Genomic DNA, 16,867 nt, shown 5'->3' on the forward strand with positions numbered 1-16,867 from the left:
CTCACATGTCCGATAAGCATCTGTCCAGCCAGTTCGACGCCGACCTCAACCTCGTTTCGTCGAAGGTCCTCGAAATGGGCGGCCTCGTCGAGTCGCAGATCGTCTATGCGATGCAGGCGCTGAACGACTTCGACGGCGAAGCCGCCGACCGCGTGATCACCGCGGAAGAGCGTCTCAACGCGATGGAAGTCGAGATCGACGAAGAGTGCAGCAACATCATCGCGCGCCGCCAGCCGGCCGCGCGCGACCTGCGTCTGCTGCTCGCGATCTCGAAGTCGATCACCAACCTCGAACGCGCCGGCGACGAAGCCGAAAAGATCGCCAAGCGCGTGAAGCGTCTGATGGAAGACGGCACGTCGCGCACGGTCAACATCGCCGAAATCAAGGTGTCCGGCGAGATGGCGGTGACGATCCTGCGCCGCGCGCTCGACGCGTTCGCGCGTCTCGACACGGTGGCCGCCGCGCAGATCGTGCGAGACGACAAGGCGATCGACGAGGAATTCCGTGCGTTCGTGCGCAAGCTCGTCACGTACATGATGGAAGACCCGCGCACGATCTCGGCGGGCCTCGACTTCCTGTTCATCGCGAAGGCGATCGAGCGGATCGGCGACCACGCGAAGAACATCGCCGAGTTCATCATCTACATCGTGAAGGGCACCGACGTGCGGCACAAGTCGCGCGACGCGCTCGAACGCGAAGCGCTCAGTTAATTTCGTCCAGGAAAGGTCAAGAGGTGCCGATGCCCAGCAGCATTCTCGTCATCGAAGATGAGCCCGCGATTTCGGAGTTGATTTCCGTGAATCTCCAGCACGCGGGCCACTGCCCGATCCGCGCGTACAACGCGGAGCAGGCGCAGAACCTGATCAGCGACGTGCTGCCCGACCTGATCCTGCTCGACTGGATGTTGCCGGGCAAGTCGGGTGTCGCCTTCGCGCGCGATCTTCGCAACAACGAGCGTACCAAGCACATTCCGATCATCATGCTGACCGCTCGCGGCGACGAGCAGGACAAGGTGCTCGGCCTCGAACTCGGCGCCGACGACTACGTGACGAAGCCGTTTTCGCCGAAGGAGCTGATGGCGCGGATCAAGGCGGTGTTGCGCCGGCGCGCGCCGCAGCTGACCGAGGACGTCGTCGCGATCAACGGCCTGAAGCTCGACCCGGCGACGCATCGCGTCGCCGCGCATGCGGACGGCAGCGAGATCAAGCTCGACCTCGGCCCGACCGAATTCCGCCTGCTGCATTTCTTCATGACCCATCCGGAGCGCGTGCACAGCCGCACGCAACTGCTCGACCAGGTGTGGGGCGATCACGTGTTCGTCGAGGAGCGCACGGTGGACGTGCACATCAAGCGCCTGCGCGCCGCGCTCAAGCCCGCGGGGTGCGATGCTATGATCGAGACCGTGCGCGGCAGCGGCTACCGGCTCGCGAAGAGCGCCTGATCTGCGTCGTCGTTCGTTCCGTCCGATGTCCACGCAGCATCGGCCGTCGCGGAGCGGGGTCGCGTCCGCGGCGCGTACCGTCCTTTCTTCGATCGCTCGAACATGAACATCATCTGGGCGCGCTCCCTCGTATCGATCGCGCTGCTGGCCATCGCCTGCACGGCGATCGGTGCGATCTTCGGCGTGAAGGCGGCGCTGGCGCTCGCCGTCGTCGTGCTGCTCGCGCAGAGCATGTTCGGCGTGTTTCACAAGCAGCGGCTGTGGCGTCTGCTCGACGCGCCGGTCTACGGCGAGGTGCCGAGCGCCCCCGGCATCTGGGGCGAAATCTACTACCGTCTGCACAAGCTCGCGAAGCGCTGGCACGCGCAGGTGCGCCAGGTCGAGCAGCAGCACTCGCGCTTCATCCAGGCGATCCAGGCGTCGCCGAACGGCATCGCGATGCTCGACGACCACGACCAGATCGAGTGGTGCAACGCGATCTCCGAACTGCACTTCGGCCTCGACGCGAAGCGCGATCTGCGGCAGCACATCACGCACCTCGTGCGCCGTCCCGAGTTCATCCGCTATCTGAATTCGCAGCAGTACGCGGAGATGCTGATCATGCGCGGGATGGGCGAGAAGCGGCAGAACGTGCTGTCCGTGCAGGTGTTCCCGTACGGCGACAACCGCAAGCTCGTGCTGTCGCAGGACATCACCGAACTCGAACGCACGGATGCGATGCGGCGTGACTTCGTCGCGAACGTGTCGCATGAACTGAAGACGCCGCTCACGGTGCTGTCCGGCTTCCTCGAAACGATCCGCGAACTGCCGCTGTCCGAGTCCGAGCGCCAGCGTTATTTCGAGTTGATGGAGCAGCAGGCGGCGCGCATGCGCCATATCGTGAACGACCTGCTGGTGCTCGCGAAGCTCGAAGGCGAAGGGCATCCGCCGGGAGACCACACCGTCGACATGCGCGCGGTGCTGTGCCACGTGCGCGAGGATGCGGAGAGTCTGTCGGGCGGCCATCACCGGATCAGCGCCGACCTCGACGATTCGCTCAGCGTCACGGGGGCCGAAAGCGAGATCATGAGCGCGCTCGGCAACCTCGTGACCAACGCGATCCGCTATACGCCGAACGGCGGCAGCGTGCATGTGCACTGGCGCAGCGAGGCGGGGTGCGCGGTGTTCTCGGTGACCGACACCGGCCTCGGCATTCCGGCGAACGACATTCCGCGGCTGACCGAGCGGTTTTATCGCGTCGATCGCAGCCGTTCGCGCGACACCGGCGGCACCGGCCTCGGTCTCGCGATCGTCAAGCACGTGCTGCAACGGCACGACGCGGCGCTCGAAGTGAAGAGCGACGAAGGGCGCGGCAGCACGTTCACCGTGCGTTTCCCGGCGTCGCGGACCACGAGGCGGCATCCGACGCCGGCGTGACGCGTCGCGAAGACGCTCCGGAAAGACGCCTCTGGGCAAACGCAAAAGCCGCGCATCGATGCGCGGCTTTTGCGTGGTGCGACGGAAAACGATAGTCAGCGACCGGTCACGAACAGAACTTCGTCAGCAAACTCAACTGCGCGTTGCGCGACGCCTTGCCCGGACGGCGACGCCGGTAGTGACCGTCGCTCTGCATCAGCCATGCGGACTGGTTGTCGCCGAGGAGCGCGGACAGCCCTTCGGCGATCACGCGCCGCTTCAGGCGCCGGTCGTGGATCGGGAACGCGACTTCGACGCGGCGGAACAGGTTGCGATCCATCCAGTCGGCGCTCGACAGGTACACGTTTTCCGCGCCGCCCGCATAGAAGTAGTAGATGCGGTGATGTTCGAGGAAACGCCCGACGATCGAGCGCACCGTGATGTTCTCCGACAGCCCCGGCACGCCCGGTTGCAGCGAGCACACGCCGCGCACGATCAGGTCGATCTTCACGCCGGCCTTCGACGCCTCGTAAAGCTCGTCGATCACCGTCGGCTCCAGCAGCGCGTTCATCTTCGCGACGATGCGCGCCTTCCGGCCGGCGCGCGCCGCTTCCGCTTCGGCGCGGATCGATTCGACGAGGCGCGGATGCAGCGTGAACGGCGACTGCCACATCTCGTGCAGCTGCAACTCGCCGCCGATGCCGGTCAGTTGCTGGAACACGTGATGCACGTCCTCGCAGATGCGCTGCTCGGACGTCATCAGGCCGAAGTCCGTGTACATCCGCGCGGTGCGCGGATGGTAGTTGCCGGTGCCGAGGTGCACGTAGCGGCGCAGCGTCATGCGGCCGTCGACCGGCACGCGCCGCACGATCAGCATCATCTTCGCGTGGCACTTGTGGCCGACCACCCCGTACACGACGTGCGCGCCGACTGCTTCGAGCTGCGACGCCCAGTTGATGTTCGTCTCTTCGTCGAAGCGCGCGAGCAGTTCGACGACCACCGTCACTTCCTTGCCGTTGCGCGCGGCCTGCATCAGCGCGTCCATCAGCGGCGAGTCGGTGCCGGTGCGGTAGATCGTCTGCTTGATCGCGACCACGTTCGGATCGTTCGCGGCCTGCAGCAGCAGTTCGAGCACCGGCTGGAAGCTCTCGTACGGGTGATGCAGCAGCACGTCGCCCTGGTCGATCACGTCGAACAGGTTGCCGCCGGTCGCGATGCGCTTCGGAATCGCCGGAATGTGCGGCACGAACTTCAGCTCGGGCCGGTCGACCTTCTCCGGCAGCTGCATCAGCCGCACCAGGTTGACCGGACCATCGACGTAGTAGCAGTCCTTGTCGCTCAGCGCGCTTTCGTCGAGCAGACGCTTGACCAGATGAACCGGCGTGTCCGCCGACACTTCGAGCCGCACCGCGTTGCCGAGGTGGCGCGCGGGCAGTTCGCCCTGCAGCGCGACGCGCAGGTTGGTGATTTCGTCCTCGTCGACGAACAGTTCGCTGTTGCGCGTGATGCGGAACTGGTTGCAGCTACGCACGACGAGGCTCGGAAACAGTTCGCCGACGAAGCGTTGCAGCAGCGAGCCGAGCAGCACGAAGCCGTGCTGGAAGCCGGACAGTTCCTGCGGCATCCGCACGAGCCGCGGCAGCGCGCGCGGCGCCTGCACGATGCCCATCATCGCCTGGCGGCCGAATGCGTCCTTGCCTTCCAGTTCGACGACGAAGTTCAGGCTCTTGTTCAGCACGCGCGGGAACGGGTGCGCGGGATCGAGGCCGATCGGCGTCAGCACCGGCAGCAGTTCGTCGAGGAAGTATTGGCGCGCCCAGGCGGTCTGCGCTTCGTTCCACGAGTCGGTGCCGTGGAAGTAGATGCCTTCCTGTTCGAGCGCGGGCAGCACGATGTCGTGCAGCATCCTGTATTGTCGATGCACGAGCCGCTGCGCGCGCTCGACGACGAGTTCGTACACGTGCTGCAGCGACATCCCGTCAGGGGACAGTGCGCCGGGATTGTCGCGCATCTGCTCCTGCAGACCCGCCATGCGGACTTCGAAGAATTCGTCGAGATTGCTGCTCGTGATGCAGATGAAGCGCAGGCGTTCCAGCAACGGGACGGCGGGATCGGCCGCCTGCGCGAGCACGCGCTCGTTGAAACCCAGAATGCCCAGTTCGCGATTGAGTAGGGGGTAGCGGATGGACATCGGCGGTGAGAATGGAAGGTCGTGTAAAGACTCGAAAGGACGCTCGGAAATTCTCACAGTAAGATGACATTATGATGAAAACCGGACTGTCATAAATTCTACGCTGCATTTTCACGGTATCGACAGCGTAGGCCGTAATCATGCAAAGTGGTTCATGCCACGCCCGCAGGAGCGACAACATGACGGCCGGTACGCTTAAAATGCAGAATTTGAACAGCGCGGCCGCTGCGAGAGCGGCCGCGCTCGCACGCATGGAGCCCGCACAATCGATGGTAAATAATCCGCAACTGCTCGCCGCGGTCGATCTCGGTTCGAACAGCTTTCGCCTGATCGTGGGTCGGGTCGAAGAGTCCGGAGCGGGAACCCAGATCTATCCGGTCGACGCGCTGCGCGAGCCGGTCCGGCTCGCGGCCGGGCTGTCGAGAGACAAGATGCTCGATCGCGCGTCGCAGGTGCGCGGCTGGGACGCGCTGCGCCGCTTCGGCGAGCGGTTGCGCGACTTCCATCCGGATCACGTGCGCGCGGTCGCGACCAACACGCTGCGCATCGCGAAGAACGCGCGCGAATTCCTGACGGAGGCCGAAGCGGCGCTCGGGTTCCCGATCGAGGTGATCGCCGGCCGCGAGGAAGCGCGGCTCATCTATGCGGGCGCTGCGCATTCGGTGCCGGCGAGTCCGGGCAAGCGGCTCGTGGTCGACATCGGCGGCGGCTCGACCGAATTCATCATCGGCTCGCACTACACGCCGATCCGGATGGAGAGCCTGTACATCGGCTGCGTGAGCCACAGCCGTCAGTTCTTTCCGTCGGGCAACGTCGATGAATACACGATGCGCCAGGCCGAACTCGCGGCGACGCGCGAAATCCAGCTGATCTCCGCGGACTACAAAAAAACCGGCTGGGATCAGGCGATCGGCTCGTCGGGCACCGCGCGCGCGCTCGCGGAACTGGTCGAGGCGAACGGCTTCAACGATCCGGGCATCACGCACGGCATCTCGCGCGGCGGCCTCGAACGGCTGAAACGCGCGCTGATCAAGGCCGAGAACGTGAACCGGCTGAAGCTCGTCGCGCTGAAGCCGGACCGCGTGCCGGTGCTCGCGGGCGGGCTGTCGATCATGATCGCGGTGTTCGAGGAACTGGGCATCGATTATGCGGACACCACCGACGCCGCGCTGCGCCTCGGCGTGCTGTACGACCTGCTCGGCCGGGCGCAGCACGAGGACATGCGCACGGTGACAGTCGGCGCGTTCATGCGGCGTTATGGCGTCGATCGCGCGCAGGCCGCGCGGATCGGCGCGCTCGCGACGAAGTTCTACGACCAGTTCGACGAACCGGACGACGAGCGCCGCGAGGAGAACCGGATGTTCCTCGGCTGGGCCGCGTCGCTGCACGAGATCGGGCTGTCGATTTCGCACAGCGCTTACCACAAACATTCGTCGTATATCGCGAGCAACGCCGACATGCCGGGTTTCTCGCGTACCGACCAGGCGCGGCTCGCGGCGCTGGTGCTCGGGCACGTCGGCAAGCTCGGCAAGCTGTCGCAGACGCGCGACGTCGAATGGCCGCTGCTGTTCTGCCTGCGGCTCGCGGTGCTGCTGTGCCGCCGCCGCACGGACGTCGGGCTGCCCCACATCACGGTCGCGCGCGAAGGCAACGGCTTCGAAGTGCTGCTGCCGAACGCGTGGGTCGGCAACAACCCGCTGACCGACTACAACCTCGTGCAGGAAGCGGCGGAGTGGGGGAAGGTCGGCATTCCGTATCGCGTCGTTTATACCGACGAGTGACGGTGTGGTCTGCGAGGCGCGGATGAAAAAAGCCCGGCAATCGCCGGGCTTTTTGCTTGAGACCGAACAGCGGTTCGCTTACGCGTCGGCGAGGAAATGCCGCGCGTAACGCGCGTTGATTTCCGACAGGCGGAACAGCGTCAGGAAATCGGCCGTGTTGAAGTCCGGGTCCCATGCGGGCGCGCCGCAAATCTTCGCGCCGAGGCGCAGATAACCCTTGATCAGCGGCGGCGGCACCGCGGTCGTGCCGGTGCGCAGTTCGTCGACCGGCAGCGGCGTATGCGGGAACGCGCGGTACTCGGGGTCCGTCAGCGCGCTTGCGTCGAGCGAGCAGTACAGGTTCGCCGCGTAGTGGCCGCCGTCGGCCATCGCGACGCTCGCGCAGCCGAGCATCGTCTCGTAGCCGTTGTACGTCATGTACGCGCCGAGGCCGCCCCACAGCGACATGATCACCGAGCCGCTGCGGTAGTCCGGATGCACGCACGAGCGGCCGACTTCGACCATCTTCGGGCGCAGATGCGCGAGCCGCGACACGTCGAATTCGCTTTCCGCGTACAGACGGCCGGCGCGCAGCGCCTCGTGCGGCGGCAGCACGCGGTAGGTGCCGACGACCTTCAGCGTGTCGAGGTCGCGGACCAGCAGGTGATCGCAGTAGTGGTCGAACGTATCGACGTCGAGGCCGGCCGGGCCGGTGAGGCGCGCGCCCATTTCCTCGGCGAACACGCGATAGCGCAGCCGCTGCGCTTCGCGCAGCTCTTCGTCCGTGCGCGCCCATGCGACCTGCAGACGATGCTGCGCGGTCACCGTTTCCGCGGCGCGCGGGAGCCGCCGGTGCGACTCGAACGGGTTCGAAACGAGGGGCGGGGTGGGCGTCGGCAAATCTCGCATGGTGCGTTCCTCGTCGAAAGGTAATTAAACTTTTTCGGCAAATGTAGTAACGCGCGGTTACCGTCGGATGGCAAGCCGGTGACGGTTTGATGACGGTGTGTAAGGATGAGCCAGTTCGCGTGTCGCGTCAAATACGGGGCGCATCGAATCGTGACGGATATCGTTGCGCAATGGCGCGGCAGCGCGGGATGGGGCAGGATGGCCGGGAGCAATTGTCGCAGGTTTGAGATCGTGTTGACGGCCTTTCGGGTGATGATCGAGTGCGTTGCAGAAATGCCGCATTGCCGCGAATCGGCCGTGGGCGGGCGTCGATCGCATAACCGGTCGGCCCATTTCCGGCAGGGAATTAATCCGTCATCCGTATTGATTGTGAGTAAATCGGATTCCGTTTATTCGGGCGAGTGAATAGCGGCGTGAATATGCCATTCGTTTAACTGGATTCACGCCGATCGTTTGCGGATTACCGCGTGACTAAAAGCATTCCGGCCAACAGGTCGGCATCCCGGTCCCGTCTCATCGCAAAATTTCTCACATATCGGTGAGAATTGCTCGTTATGCGCCGCGCCGCCCGACGCTTACGATTACCCCACGCGTCTCCTTCGGCGCGCACCACCGCTCATTCCATGAATCCCGCAGACATCGTCCAGTTGCTCGTCCTCGCCGCCGTGTGGGGCGGTTCGTTCCTGTTCATCCGCGTCGGCGTGACCGACTTCGGCGTCGCGCCGCTCGTTGCGCTGCGCGTCGGCGTCGGCGCGCTGTTCCTGCTCGCGGTCCTGTTCACGCGGCGGCCGGCGCGCGAAGTGCTCGCGACACTGCGTTCGCGTGCGAAGCCGCTGCTGATCGTCGGCATCCTGAACTCGGCCGCGCCGTTCAGCCTGTTCGCGTGGGCCGAATTCACGCTGTCGGCCGGCGTCACGTCGGTGCTCAACGCGACCACGCCGCTGTGGGGCGCGCTCGTCGCGTATCTGTGGCTGAAGGACCGGCTCGGCGGGATGCGGATCGCGGGCCTCGCGATCGGCTTCGCGGGCGTCGTCGCGCTGGTGTGGGACCAGGTCGCCGCACCGCCGCCCGGCGGCGCGACCGCGACGACGACTGCGCTCGCGGCCGCCGCCGGCCTCGCGGCGGCGCTGCTGTACGGCGTTGCGGCGACCTATACGAAGCGTCACCTGACCGGCGTCGAGCCGCTGACGGTCGCGGCCGGCACGATGACCGGCGCGTCGCTCGTGCTGCTGCCGTTCGCGGCGTTCACGTGGCCGAGCGGGCCGGTGTCCGCGCAGTCGTGGGGCGCGGTGCTCGCGCTCGGCGTCGTGTGCACCGGCCTCGCGTATCTGATGTTCTTCCGGCTGATCGCGTCGATTGGTCCGTCGCGCACGATCACCGTCACGTTCGTGATCCCGGTGTTCGGCATCCTGTGGGGCGCGCTGTTTCTCGGCGAGCACGTGTCGGCCGGCATGGTCGAGGCGTGTGCCGCGATCCTCGCGGGGACGGTGCTCGCGACCGGCTTCGTGTCGCGGCTGCCGGGCCTGCGGGTCGGCCGTCGCGCGGACGCGAAGCGTTAGCCGTTATGGGCGGGCCGCACGCCGTGTCGGCCCGCCCATCGGCAGCGTGACGACGATCGCCGCGCCGATTGCGAGCAGGATCGCCGCATAGAACAGGCTCGCCGCGTAGCTGTGCGTGACGTCCTTCAGCCAGCCGACGACGAGCGGATTCGCGGCCGAGCCGAGGTTGCCGATCGCGTTGATCACCGCGAGCCCGACCGCGCGCGCCTCGATGCTGAACGCCTGGTCGGGCGTGGTCCAGAAGATCGACATCGCGGTATAGGCGCCCGCCGACGCAAGGCACACGCCGAGCAGTTGCAGCGACGGCAGCGTTCCCTGTGCGGTCAGCACGCAGCCGACGGCGGACAGCAGCATCGGCGCGACGAGGTGCCCTTTGCGCTCCTGCCGGCGGTCGGAGCGGCGTCCCCACACGATCTCGCGGCGATCGTCGCGATCTGGGGCATCGTCGCGAGCAGGCCAACTGTCAAGTTGTTCGCGCTGGCGCTGATGCTCTTCACGATCAGCGGCGCCCACACCGCGAGCGGTCCGCGCGAAACCCCACGCCACGACCGCATTCGCCAGCCCATCGCCGCTCATATCCATATCAGCATGTCTTCGTTCGTCGCGCGTGCGCGCGTTGCTACGATCTGCGTTCCGCACGCCCGCCGCATGCGCATCGTGTGATTCACGACGCCGCGATGCGCCTCCCGATCGAACAGGAATCCTCCCGATGTCCGGCTTCACCCGACGCGAATTCATTCTTTCCTCCGGCGCCGCGCTCGCGGCCGCCGGGCTGCCGGCGCTCGCCCGCGCGCAGGACGCCGCCCAGACGCCGCGTCGCGGCGGCACGCTGAACGTGCTGATCAACCCCGAGCCGCCGGTGCTCGTGTCGATCTTCCAGACCACCGGCCCGGCGCTCGCGGTCAGCTCGAAGGTGATCGAAGGGCTGCTCGCATACGACTTCGACATGCGTCCGAAGCCGCAGCTCGCGACCGCGTGGCAGACGAGCCCGGACGGCCTCAAATACACGTTCACGCTGCGCGACAACGTGAAGTGGCACGACGGCAAGCCATTCACGTCGGCGGACGTCGCGTTCTCGATCGACCTGTTGAAGCAGGTGCATCCGCGCGGGCGCAGCACTTTCGCGAATGTCGTGCGCATCTCGACGCCGGACGCGCGGACCGCGGTGATCGAACTGTCGAAACCCGCGCCGTATCTGCTGAAGGCGCTGTCGGCCGGCGAGTCGCCGATCGTGCCGAAGCATCTGTACGCGAACGGCGACCCGCTGACGAACCCGCACAACAACGCGCCGGTCGGCACCGGCCCGTATCGCTTCAGCGCGTGGCAGCGCGGCTCGAACATCGTGTACGAGCGCAACCCCGACTACTGGGAGCCGGGCAAGCCGTACATCGACCGTCTCGTCTACAAGGTGATTCCGGACGGCGCCGCGCGCTCGGCCGCGTTCGAAACCGGCGCGCTCGATCTCGGCGGCGAGAACCCGGTGCCGCTGAACGACCTCGAACGGCTGTCGCAACTGCCGCAACTGAGCGTCGAGACGCGCGGCTATCGCTTTCTCGAACCACTGTCCGAAATCGACTTCAATCTTCAGCATCCGGTGCTGAAGGACGGCCGCGTGCGCGAGGCGATCGCGCATGCGATCGATGCGCGCGTGATCCAGCGCACGATCGCGTATGGCTACGCGGATGTGTCGCCGACGCCGATCACGCCCGCGTCGCCGTATCACGACGCCGCGCTGAAGCCGTATGCGTTCGACGTCGCGCAGGCGGAAAAGCTGCTCGACGCGGCCGGTTATCCGCGCAAGGCGGGCGGCGTGCGCTTCACGCTCACGCACGACTATCTGCCGTACGGCGACCTGTATCGCCGCCAGGCCGACTACGTGAAATCCGCGCTCGCGCGCGTCGGCATCGACGTGACCGTGCGCGCGCAGGACCTGCCCGCGTTCCTGAAGCGCGTGTACGCGGATCGCGACTTCGACTTCACGAGCATCGGCGTGAACACGCTGTTCGACCCGAGCGTCGGCGTGCAGCGGCTCTACTGGTCGCAGAGCATCCGCCCCGGCGTGCCGTTCTCGAACGCGCCGCACTACAGCAACCCGCAGGTGGACAAGCTGCTCGAACAGGCGTCGATCGAGACCGACGAAGGCAAGCGCGTGCAGCTTTACACGCAGTTCCAGCAGATCGTCTATCAGGACCTGCCGATCCTGCCGCTCGTCGCGCCGCGGATGGTCACGCTCGCGAACCGCCGCGTGCGCAATCACACCGTTTCCGCGCAGGGCCTCGAAGGCAACCTCGCGGACGTGTGGCTCGCGTCCTGACCGCCATGACCCGGGAGTCCCGATGAACCGCTCTTCGCGTATCGCGTCGGTGCTGCGCCGCACCGCATGGCAGGCGCTGCCGACGGTGCTCGGCATCGTCGTGCTGAACTTCCTGCTGCTGCGGCTGATGCCCGGCGACGCGGCCGACGTGATGGCGGGCGAGGCGGGTTCCGCGACCGCCGAGACGATGCACGCGCTGCGCGCGAAGTTCGGTCTCGACCAGACGCTGCTGCATCAACTGGGCGCGTACCTGAACGGGCTCGCGCATCTGAGCCTCGGGTACTCGCCGCGCTTCGACACGCCGGTGATGACGCTGATCCTGTCGCGGCTGCCGAACACGCTGCTGCTGATGGGCGTCGCGCTCGGTTTCGCGATCGTGGCCGGCATCGCGCTCGGCGCGGTGATGGCGCACTGGGCCGGCAAATGGCCGGACCGCGTGCTGTCGGTGCTCGCGCTCGTGTTCTATTCGACGCCGGGGTTCTGGATCGGGCTGCTCGCGATCGTGCTGTTCTCGGTGCGGCTCGGCTGGCTGCCGAGCGGCGGCAACCTGACGATCGGCGCATCGCTGACCGGTTTCGCATATTTCGTCGACGCCGCGAAGCACGTGGTGCTGCCGGCCCTGACGCTGTCGACGTTTTTCATCGCGATCTACGCGCGCCTGACGCGCGCCGCGATGCTCGAAGTGCAGCGCCAGGACTTCGTGCGGACCGCGCAGGCGAAAGGGCTGTCGCCCGCGCGCGTGACGGTGCGGCACGTGCTGCGCAACGCGCTGGTGCCGCTGACGACGCTCGCGGGCCTGCACTTCGGCACGCTGCTCGGCGGCGCGGCCGTCACCGAGACGGTGTTCAGCTGGCCGGGCCTCGGCCGCCTCGCGCTCGACGCGGTGATGGGCCGCGACTTCAACGTGCTGCTCGGCGTGCTGCTGCTGTCGTCGCTGCTGGTGATCGCCGCGAACGTCGCGGTCGATCTGGTGCAGGCGTGGCTCGATCCGCGCATCGGCTGACGCGCTTTTTCTTGCGCGTTTTCTCTCACATTTTTCCCGCCGTTCGTTTTCGAGGAGAACCCCGATGTCCTCCGAATCCTCGGACCTGCTTTCCGCCGACGACGCGCCCGCCGGCGCGTCGCCGTGGCGTCGCCAGCTGTTCGGCGTGCTGGCCGGCTCGCGCGCCGTGAAACCGGCGCAGACGTCCCGCGCGTCGCGCCGCGTGTGGTCCGCGCTGTGGCGCAATCCGTCCGCGCTTGCCGGACTGATCCTGCTCGCGGCGATCGTGCTCGTCGCGGCGTTTGCGGGGAAGCTCTTTCCCGGCGATCCGCTCGACATGGTCGCCGCGCCGTTCGAATGGCCGGGCGCCGATCCGCAATACTGGCTCGGCACCGATTCGATGGGCCGCGACGTCGCGGCCGGCATCGCGCACGGCGCGCGCGTGTCGCTGCTGATCGGCGCGTCGGCCGCGCTGGTCGGCCTCGCGATCGGCACGCTGGTCGGCGCGCTCGGCGGTTTTTTCGGCGGCGTGCTCGACAACGTGCTGGTGCGGATCACCGAATTGTTCCAGACCGTGCCGTCGTTCCTGCTGGTGATCGTGATCGTCGCGATCGGGCATCCGGACGTCACCGTGATCGCGCTTGCGATCGGCGTCGCGTCGTGGCCGACCGTCGCGCGGATCGTGCGCGCCGAGTTCCGCACGCTGCGCCACGCGGACTTCGTGCTCGCCGCGCGCACCCAGGGTTTCGGCAACGCGCGGATCATCTTCGGCGAGATCCTGCCGAACGCGTTGCCGCCGGTGATCGTCACCGCGTCGGTGATGGTCGCGAGCGCGATCCTGATCGAATCGTCGCTGTCGTTCCTCGGCATGGGCGACCCGAACGTGCAGAGCTGGGGCGCGATGATCGGCGCGGGCCGCGAGTCGCTGCGCACCGCGTGGTATCTGACCGCGATTCCGGGCGCGGCGATCGTGCTCGCGGTGCTCGCGCTGAACCTGCTCGGCGACGGGCTGAACGACGCGCTGAATCCGCGCCTGAACCGGCGCGGCGGGGAGTGAGCGTGAGCACGACGAATCTGCTCGAAGTCCGCGACCTGCGCGTGTCGTTCGGCGCGCATCATGCGGTGCGCGGCATCGACTTCGACATCGCCGCCGGCGAGACGCTCGCGCTGGTCGGCGAATCGGGGTCCGGCAAGTCCGCGAGCGCGCTGTCGCTGATGCAACTGGTGCCCGCGCCGGGCATCGTGACCGGCAGCATCCGCTTCGACGGCCGCGAACTGCTCGGCCTCGCGCCGCGCGACGTGCGCGCGATGCGCGGCCGCGACATCTCGATGATTTTCCAGGAGCCGATGACGTCGCTGAACCCGGTGCTGTCGGTCGGCGCGCAGATCGTCGAGACGCTGCGGCAGCACGAGCCGGTATCGAAGGCGGTTGCGTGGCGGCGCGCGGTCGAACTGCTCGACCTCGTGCGCGTGCCGGAGCCGCAGCGGCGCGTGCATAGCTATCCGCACGAACTGTCGGGCGGCCAGCGCCAGCGCGTGATGATCGCGATGGCGGTCGCGTGCCGGCCGCGCCTGTTGATCGCGGACGAGCCGACCACCGCGCTCGACGCGACGATCCAGGCGCGCATTCTCGAACTGCTCGATACGCTGCGGCGCGAGTTGTCGATGGCGCTGCTGCTGATCACGCACGACCTCGGCCTCGTGGCCGGCCACGCGGATCGCGTCGCGGTGATGCTCGACGGCGAGAAGGTCGAGGAGGCGAGCGTCGAGCGGCTGTTCGATGCGCCGGGACATCCGTACACGCGCGCATTGCTCGGTGCGTCGCTCGGGCTGGACGACGCACTGCATTACCGCAGCGCGAAGCTGCCGGAGATTCGCCACGAAACGGCGGCCGACGGCAAACGCACGTTCACGGTCGTGCCGCGCAGCGTGCGCGTGCCGGCCGACGCCGATCACGGCGACCGGCGGAACGCCAACGCGCCGCTGCTCGACGTGCGCGACCTGTGCGTCGAGTATCCGCAACGCGGCGGTCACGCGCCATTGCGCGCGGTCGATCGCGTGTCGCTTTCGATCGGGCGCGGCGAGACGGTCGGCCTTGTCGGCGAATCGGGCTGCGGCAAGTCCACGCTGTCGCGCGCGATCGTGCGGCTCGTGCCGGCCGCGCAAGGGCAGATCGTGCTGGACGGCGTCGATCTCGCGCCGCTGGGCGAACGCGCGCTGCGGCCGCTGCGCCGGCGCGTGCAGATGGTGTTCCAGGACCCGTATGCGTCGCTGAATCCGCGCCGCACGGTCGGCGACATTCTGGACACCGTGCTTGTCGTGAACGGTCTCGCCGACGCGGCGGCGCGCGCGAAGCGCATCGCAACGATCCTCGACCGCGTCGGCCTCGCGCAGACCGCGTCGCGCCGTTTCCCGCACGAGTTTTCCGGCGGTCAGCGGCAGCGGATCGGCATTGCGCGCGCGCTGATCGTCGAGCCGGACCTCGTGATCTGCGATGAGCCGGTGTCCGCGCTCGACGTGTCGATCCAGGCGCAGATCCTGAATCTGCTGGTCGAACTGAAGCAGGACCTCGGGCTGTCGTATCTGTTCATCTCGCACGATCTGTCGGTGGTCCGCTACATCGCGGATCGCGTGCACGTGATGCAGCAAGGGAAGATCGTCGAGAGCGGCACGTATCCGGGTTTGTGGCGCGCGCCCTCGCATCCGTACACGCGGGCGCTGCTCGACGCCGTGCCGGGCAGGGCGCAGCCGGTCGGCCAGGCTGCGTAGGGTTTCGCGACGAAGCGAATCGTCGTCGCATCGCGTAAAAAAGCGCCGGCTGCATTCGATGCAGCCGGCGCTTTTCGCATGGATTGCCGCGTGTGTTATCGAGCGGGCCGCTCGACGTTGAACCGCTCGTTGTGGCCTTCGCCGTTCAGATAAAAATGGCCGATCGCGGCCTCGCGCAGCGTCGCCGGATTATGCGACGCGAGCACGCGCGCATTGCGCCAGTAGCGGTCCAGACGCAGCGCCTCGCTGGTCGCCGACGCGCCGCCCGTTTCGAACAGCAGCGTCGCCGCTTCGAGCGTCTGGTCGATCACGATCTGCTGCGCCTGGAACGTCTGGATGTCGAGGCGCACGTAGGTGTCGGTGTCCGCGCGGCCTTCGGCGCGCGCGGCGGCCACGTCGTCGAACCCGCGCGCGAGCGTCGCGACGATGCTCTGCGCCGAATATGCGAGGCTCGCGATGCGGCCGACCACGCGCTGCACGAGCGGGTTGTCGCGCGGACGCGATTCGCCCGGCACGCCGAACGTGCGGGTCTTTGCACGCGTGAACGCCACCGCGTCGCGCAGCACCGCGCGCGTGATCCCCGCGAGGTTCGCGAGATGGAGCGTCTGGTAATAAGGCGTGAGAATCGAGTTGCGGCGCGGCTGCGAGCCGTCGAAGCGGCGGTACAACTGGTCGGCCGGCACCTCGACGCCGTGAAAGCGCGTCGTGCCGCTGCCGGTCAGCCGCTGGCCGAAGCCGTCCCAGTCGTCGACGCGCTCGACGCCCGGCGCGTTCGCATCGACGAGGATGCGCACGTCGCTCTGGCCGTCGTTCGCGGACACGTCGATCCAGTCCGCGTACAGCGTGCCGGTCGTGTAGTACTTTTCGCCGTCGAGCTGCACGACATCGTCGCGATGCGTGACCTTCACGCTGTTGCCGGTGACCGCCGTGCGCTCGGACACCGCGCCGCCGATGATCTCGCCGCGCGCGATCCGCGCGAACCAGCGCTCGCGCAATGCTTCGTCGTCGCTCTCCAGCAGCGCCTCGACGAAACCGCCGTGCACGCGCAGGATTTGCGGCAGGTTCGAGTCCGCTTCGCCGAGCCGGGCGACCAGCGCGAAATAGTCCGCAAAGCCGATTCCCTCGCCGCCGTATTTGCGCGGCACGCGCAGCCGCGTATAACCGGCGTCGCGCAGCCAGCCGACCGCGTCGAACGCGAGCGTGCGCTGCTGCTCGCGTTCGACCGCGCCTTCGGCGATCCGCTCGAAGACCGGCGCGAAGCGGCGCGTCAGTTCGTTGTCCCCCGCGATGCGGGCGGCGTCGGCGATGTCTTGTGCGCTGGTCGGCGCAACGGAAGTGTCGTGTGAGGTCATGGTGACACGCGCAGAAAGGGAAAGCCGTTAGCGTGGGGGATTCGGCGTTCCGCAGGCAACCAAGCATTTGTCGAATCGTTATCACCGGCCTTGTTTGCGTGACCGGCGCCCATGACCGCTTCGGTCTTGCACGTGGATCGTCGGTAAAAAAGCAGCGCCGTTTGACCGATGCCCGGAAAACGATACCGTTCGTAA

Annotated in this window: 15 protein-coding genes; 11 read left to right on the top strand and 4 right to left on the bottom strand. The window is 67.1% G+C overall.

Going from position 1 to position 16,867, the window contains the following annotated elements; genetic code table 11:
- Positions 1-5: 5 nt before the first annotated feature.
- From phoU to phoR, 3 genes are all read left to right on the top strand, one after another.
- Complete coding sequence (gene phoU / locus BLV92_RS06490) at positions 6-710, top strand: phosphate signaling complex protein PhoU (protein WP_090543306.1); 705 nt, start codon at positions 6-8, stop codon at positions 708-710.
- A gap of 29 nt (positions 711-739) precedes the next feature.
- Positions 740-1,441, top strand: coding sequence for a phosphate regulon transcriptional regulator PhoB (phoB, locus tag BLV92_RS06495; RefSeq protein ID WP_090543308.1), 702 nt, complete (start codon positions 740-742; stop codon positions 1,439-1,441).
- Positions 1,442-1,543: 102 nt separating this feature from the next.
- Positions 1,544-2,857 (top strand): phosphate regulon sensor histidine kinase PhoR, encoded by a 1,314-nt coding sequence (gene phoR / locus BLV92_RS06500; protein ID WP_090543310.1) that lies wholly within the window; start codon positions 1,544-1,546, stop codon positions 2,855-2,857.
- A 106-nt stretch (positions 2,858-2,963) separates the two neighbouring features.
- Here the strand turns inward: phoR and ppk1 are convergent, their stop codons facing one another.
- Positions 2,964-5,027, bottom strand: a complete 2,064-nt coding sequence (ppk1, locus tag BLV92_RS06505) for a polyphosphate kinase 1 (RefSeq protein WP_090543312.1) — start codon at positions 5,025-5,027, stop codon at positions 2,964-2,966.
- Positions 5,028-5,206: 179 nt separating this feature from the next.
- Here ppk1 and ppx point away from each other — a divergent pair, with 179 nt between their 5' ends.
- The gene (ppx, locus tag BLV92_RS06510; RefSeq protein ID WP_090543314.1) at positions 5,207-6,808 is read left to right on the top strand and encodes an exopolyphosphatase; all 1,602 of its coding nucleotides are present in this window, start codon (positions 5,207-5,209) and stop codon (positions 6,806-6,808) included.
- Between the two features lie 78 nt (positions 6,809-6,886).
- On the opposite strand, the gene BLV92_RS06515 is transcribed toward ppx, so the two are convergent.
- Entirely contained in the window at positions 6,887-7,696 is an 810-nt protein-coding gene (locus tag BLV92_RS06515; protein ID WP_090543316.1) for a GNAT family N-acetyltransferase, read from the bottom strand.
- A gap of 105 nt (positions 7,697-7,801) precedes the next feature.
- Here BLV92_RS06515 and BLV92_RS31405 point away from each other — a divergent pair, with 105 nt between their 5' ends.
- Together BLV92_RS31405 and BLV92_RS06520 are read left to right on the top strand one after the other, a co-directional pair.
- A complete protein-coding gene (locus BLV92_RS31405; RefSeq protein WP_143040649.1) occupies positions 7,802-8,101 on the top strand; it encodes a hypothetical protein in 300 nt (99 codons plus the stop codon).
- 218 nt (positions 8,102-8,319) lie between these two features.
- The gene (locus BLV92_RS06520) at positions 8,320-9,255 is read left to right on the top strand and encodes a DMT family transporter (RefSeq protein ID WP_090543318.1); all 936 of its coding nucleotides are present in this window, start codon (positions 8,320-8,322) and stop codon (positions 9,253-9,255) included.
- Positions 9,256-9,258: 3 nt separating this feature from the next.
- Here the strand turns inward: BLV92_RS06520 and BLV92_RS06525 are convergent, their stop codons facing one another.
- Positions 9,259-9,609 (bottom strand): MFS transporter, encoded by a 351-nt coding sequence (locus tag BLV92_RS06525; protein ID WP_090543320.1) that lies wholly within the window; start codon positions 9,607-9,609, stop codon positions 9,259-9,261.
- 12 nt (positions 9,610-9,621) lie between these two features.
- On the opposite strand from BLV92_RS06525, the gene BLV92_RS06530 reads away from it, so the two are divergent.
- The 5 genes from BLV92_RS06530 (at position 9,622) to BLV92_RS06550 (ending at position 15,320) form a co-directional block, all read left to right on the top strand.
- Entirely contained in the window at positions 9,622-9,918 is a 297-nt protein-coding gene (locus BLV92_RS06530; protein ID WP_090543323.1) for a hypothetical protein, read from the top strand.
- A gap of 46 nt (positions 9,919-9,964) precedes the next feature.
- On the top strand, positions 9,965-11,569 hold the full coding sequence (locus tag BLV92_RS06535; protein WP_090543325.1) for an ABC transporter substrate-binding protein: 1,605 nt from the start codon (positions 9,965-9,967) through the stop codon (positions 11,567-11,569).
- Between the two features lie 22 nt (positions 11,570-11,591).
- Positions 11,592-12,572 (top strand): ABC transporter permease, encoded by a 981-nt coding sequence (locus BLV92_RS06540; protein WP_090543326.1) that lies wholly within the window; start codon positions 11,592-11,594, stop codon positions 12,570-12,572.
- Positions 12,573-12,636: 64 nt separating this feature from the next.
- Positions 12,637-13,608: an ABC transporter permease gene (locus BLV92_RS06545; protein ID WP_090543328.1), complete on the top strand. Its 972-nt coding sequence runs from the start codon at positions 12,637-12,639 to the stop codon at positions 13,606-13,608.
- Between the two features lie 2 nt (positions 13,609-13,610).
- The gene (locus BLV92_RS06550) at positions 13,611-15,320 is read left to right on the top strand and encodes an ABC transporter ATP-binding protein (protein ID WP_167627000.1); all 1,710 of its coding nucleotides are present in this window, start codon (positions 13,611-13,613) and stop codon (positions 15,318-15,320) included.
- 95 nt (positions 15,321-15,415) lie between these two features.
- Here BLV92_RS06550 and BLV92_RS06555 read toward each other — a convergent pair whose 3' ends face one another.
- Positions 15,416-16,672 carry an acyl-CoA dehydrogenase family protein gene (locus BLV92_RS06555; protein ID WP_090543330.1) on the bottom strand — a complete coding sequence of 419 codons (1,257 nt, stop codon included), beginning with the start codon at positions 16,670-16,672 and terminating at the stop codon, positions 15,416-15,418.
- Positions 16,673-16,867 lie beyond the last annotated feature (195 nt).

This window comes from Paraburkholderia caballeronis, assembly GCF_900104845.1.
Lineage (GTDB): Bacteria > Pseudomonadota > Gammaproteobacteria > Burkholderiales > Burkholderiaceae > Paraburkholderia > Paraburkholderia caballeronis.

What these genes read in the sequence shown, in the direction of transcription:
- ppx (WP_090543314.1), top strand. Translation starts at nt 5,207, where the DNA reads ATGACGGCCGGTACGCTTAAAATGCAGAATTTGAACAGCGCGGCCGCT.
- phoU (WP_090543306.1), top strand. Translation starts at nt 6, where the DNA reads ATGTCCGATAAGCATCTGTCCAGCCAGTTCGACGCCGACCTCAACCTC.
- BLV92_RS06520 (WP_090543318.1), top strand. Translation starts at nt 8,320, where the DNA reads ATGAATCCCGCAGACATCGTCCAGTTGCTCGTCCTCGCCGCCGTGTGG.
- BLV92_RS06545 (WP_090543328.1), top strand. Translation starts at nt 12,637, where the DNA reads ATGTCCTCCGAATCCTCGGACCTGCTTTCCGCCGACGACGCGCCCGCC.
- BLV92_RS06535 (WP_090543325.1), top strand. Translation starts at nt 9,965, where the DNA reads ATGTCCGGCTTCACCCGACGCGAATTCATTCTTTCCTCCGGCGCCGCG.
- BLV92_RS31405 (WP_143040649.1), top strand. Translation starts at nt 7,802, where the DNA reads ATGAGCCAGTTCGCGTGTCGCGTCAAATACGGGGCGCATCGAATCGTG.
- phoB (WP_090543308.1), top strand. Translation starts at nt 740, where the DNA reads ATGCCCAGCAGCATTCTCGTCATCGAAGATGAGCCCGCGATTTCGGAG.
- BLV92_RS06515 (WP_090543316.1), bottom strand. Translation starts at nt 7,696, where the DNA reads ATGCGAGATTTGCCGACGCCCACCCCGCCCCTCGTTTCGAACCCGTTC.
- BLV92_RS06540 (WP_090543326.1), top strand. Translation starts at nt 11,592, where the DNA reads ATGAACCGCTCTTCGCGTATCGCGTCGGTGCTGCGCCGCACCGCATGG.
- ppk1 (WP_090543312.1), bottom strand. Translation starts at nt 5,027, where the DNA reads ATGTCCATCCGCTACCCCCTACTCAATCGCGAACTGGGCATTCTGGGT.
- BLV92_RS06525 (WP_090543320.1), bottom strand. Translation starts at nt 9,609, where the DNA reads ATGCTGCTGTCCGCCGTCGGCTGCGTGCTGACCGCACAGGGAACGCTG.
- phoR (WP_090543310.1), top strand. Translation starts at nt 1,544, where the DNA reads ATGAACATCATCTGGGCGCGCTCCCTCGTATCGATCGCGCTGCTGGCC.
- BLV92_RS06555 (WP_090543330.1), bottom strand. Translation starts at nt 16,672, where the DNA reads ATGACCTCACACGACACTTCCGTTGCGCCGACCAGCGCACAAGACATC.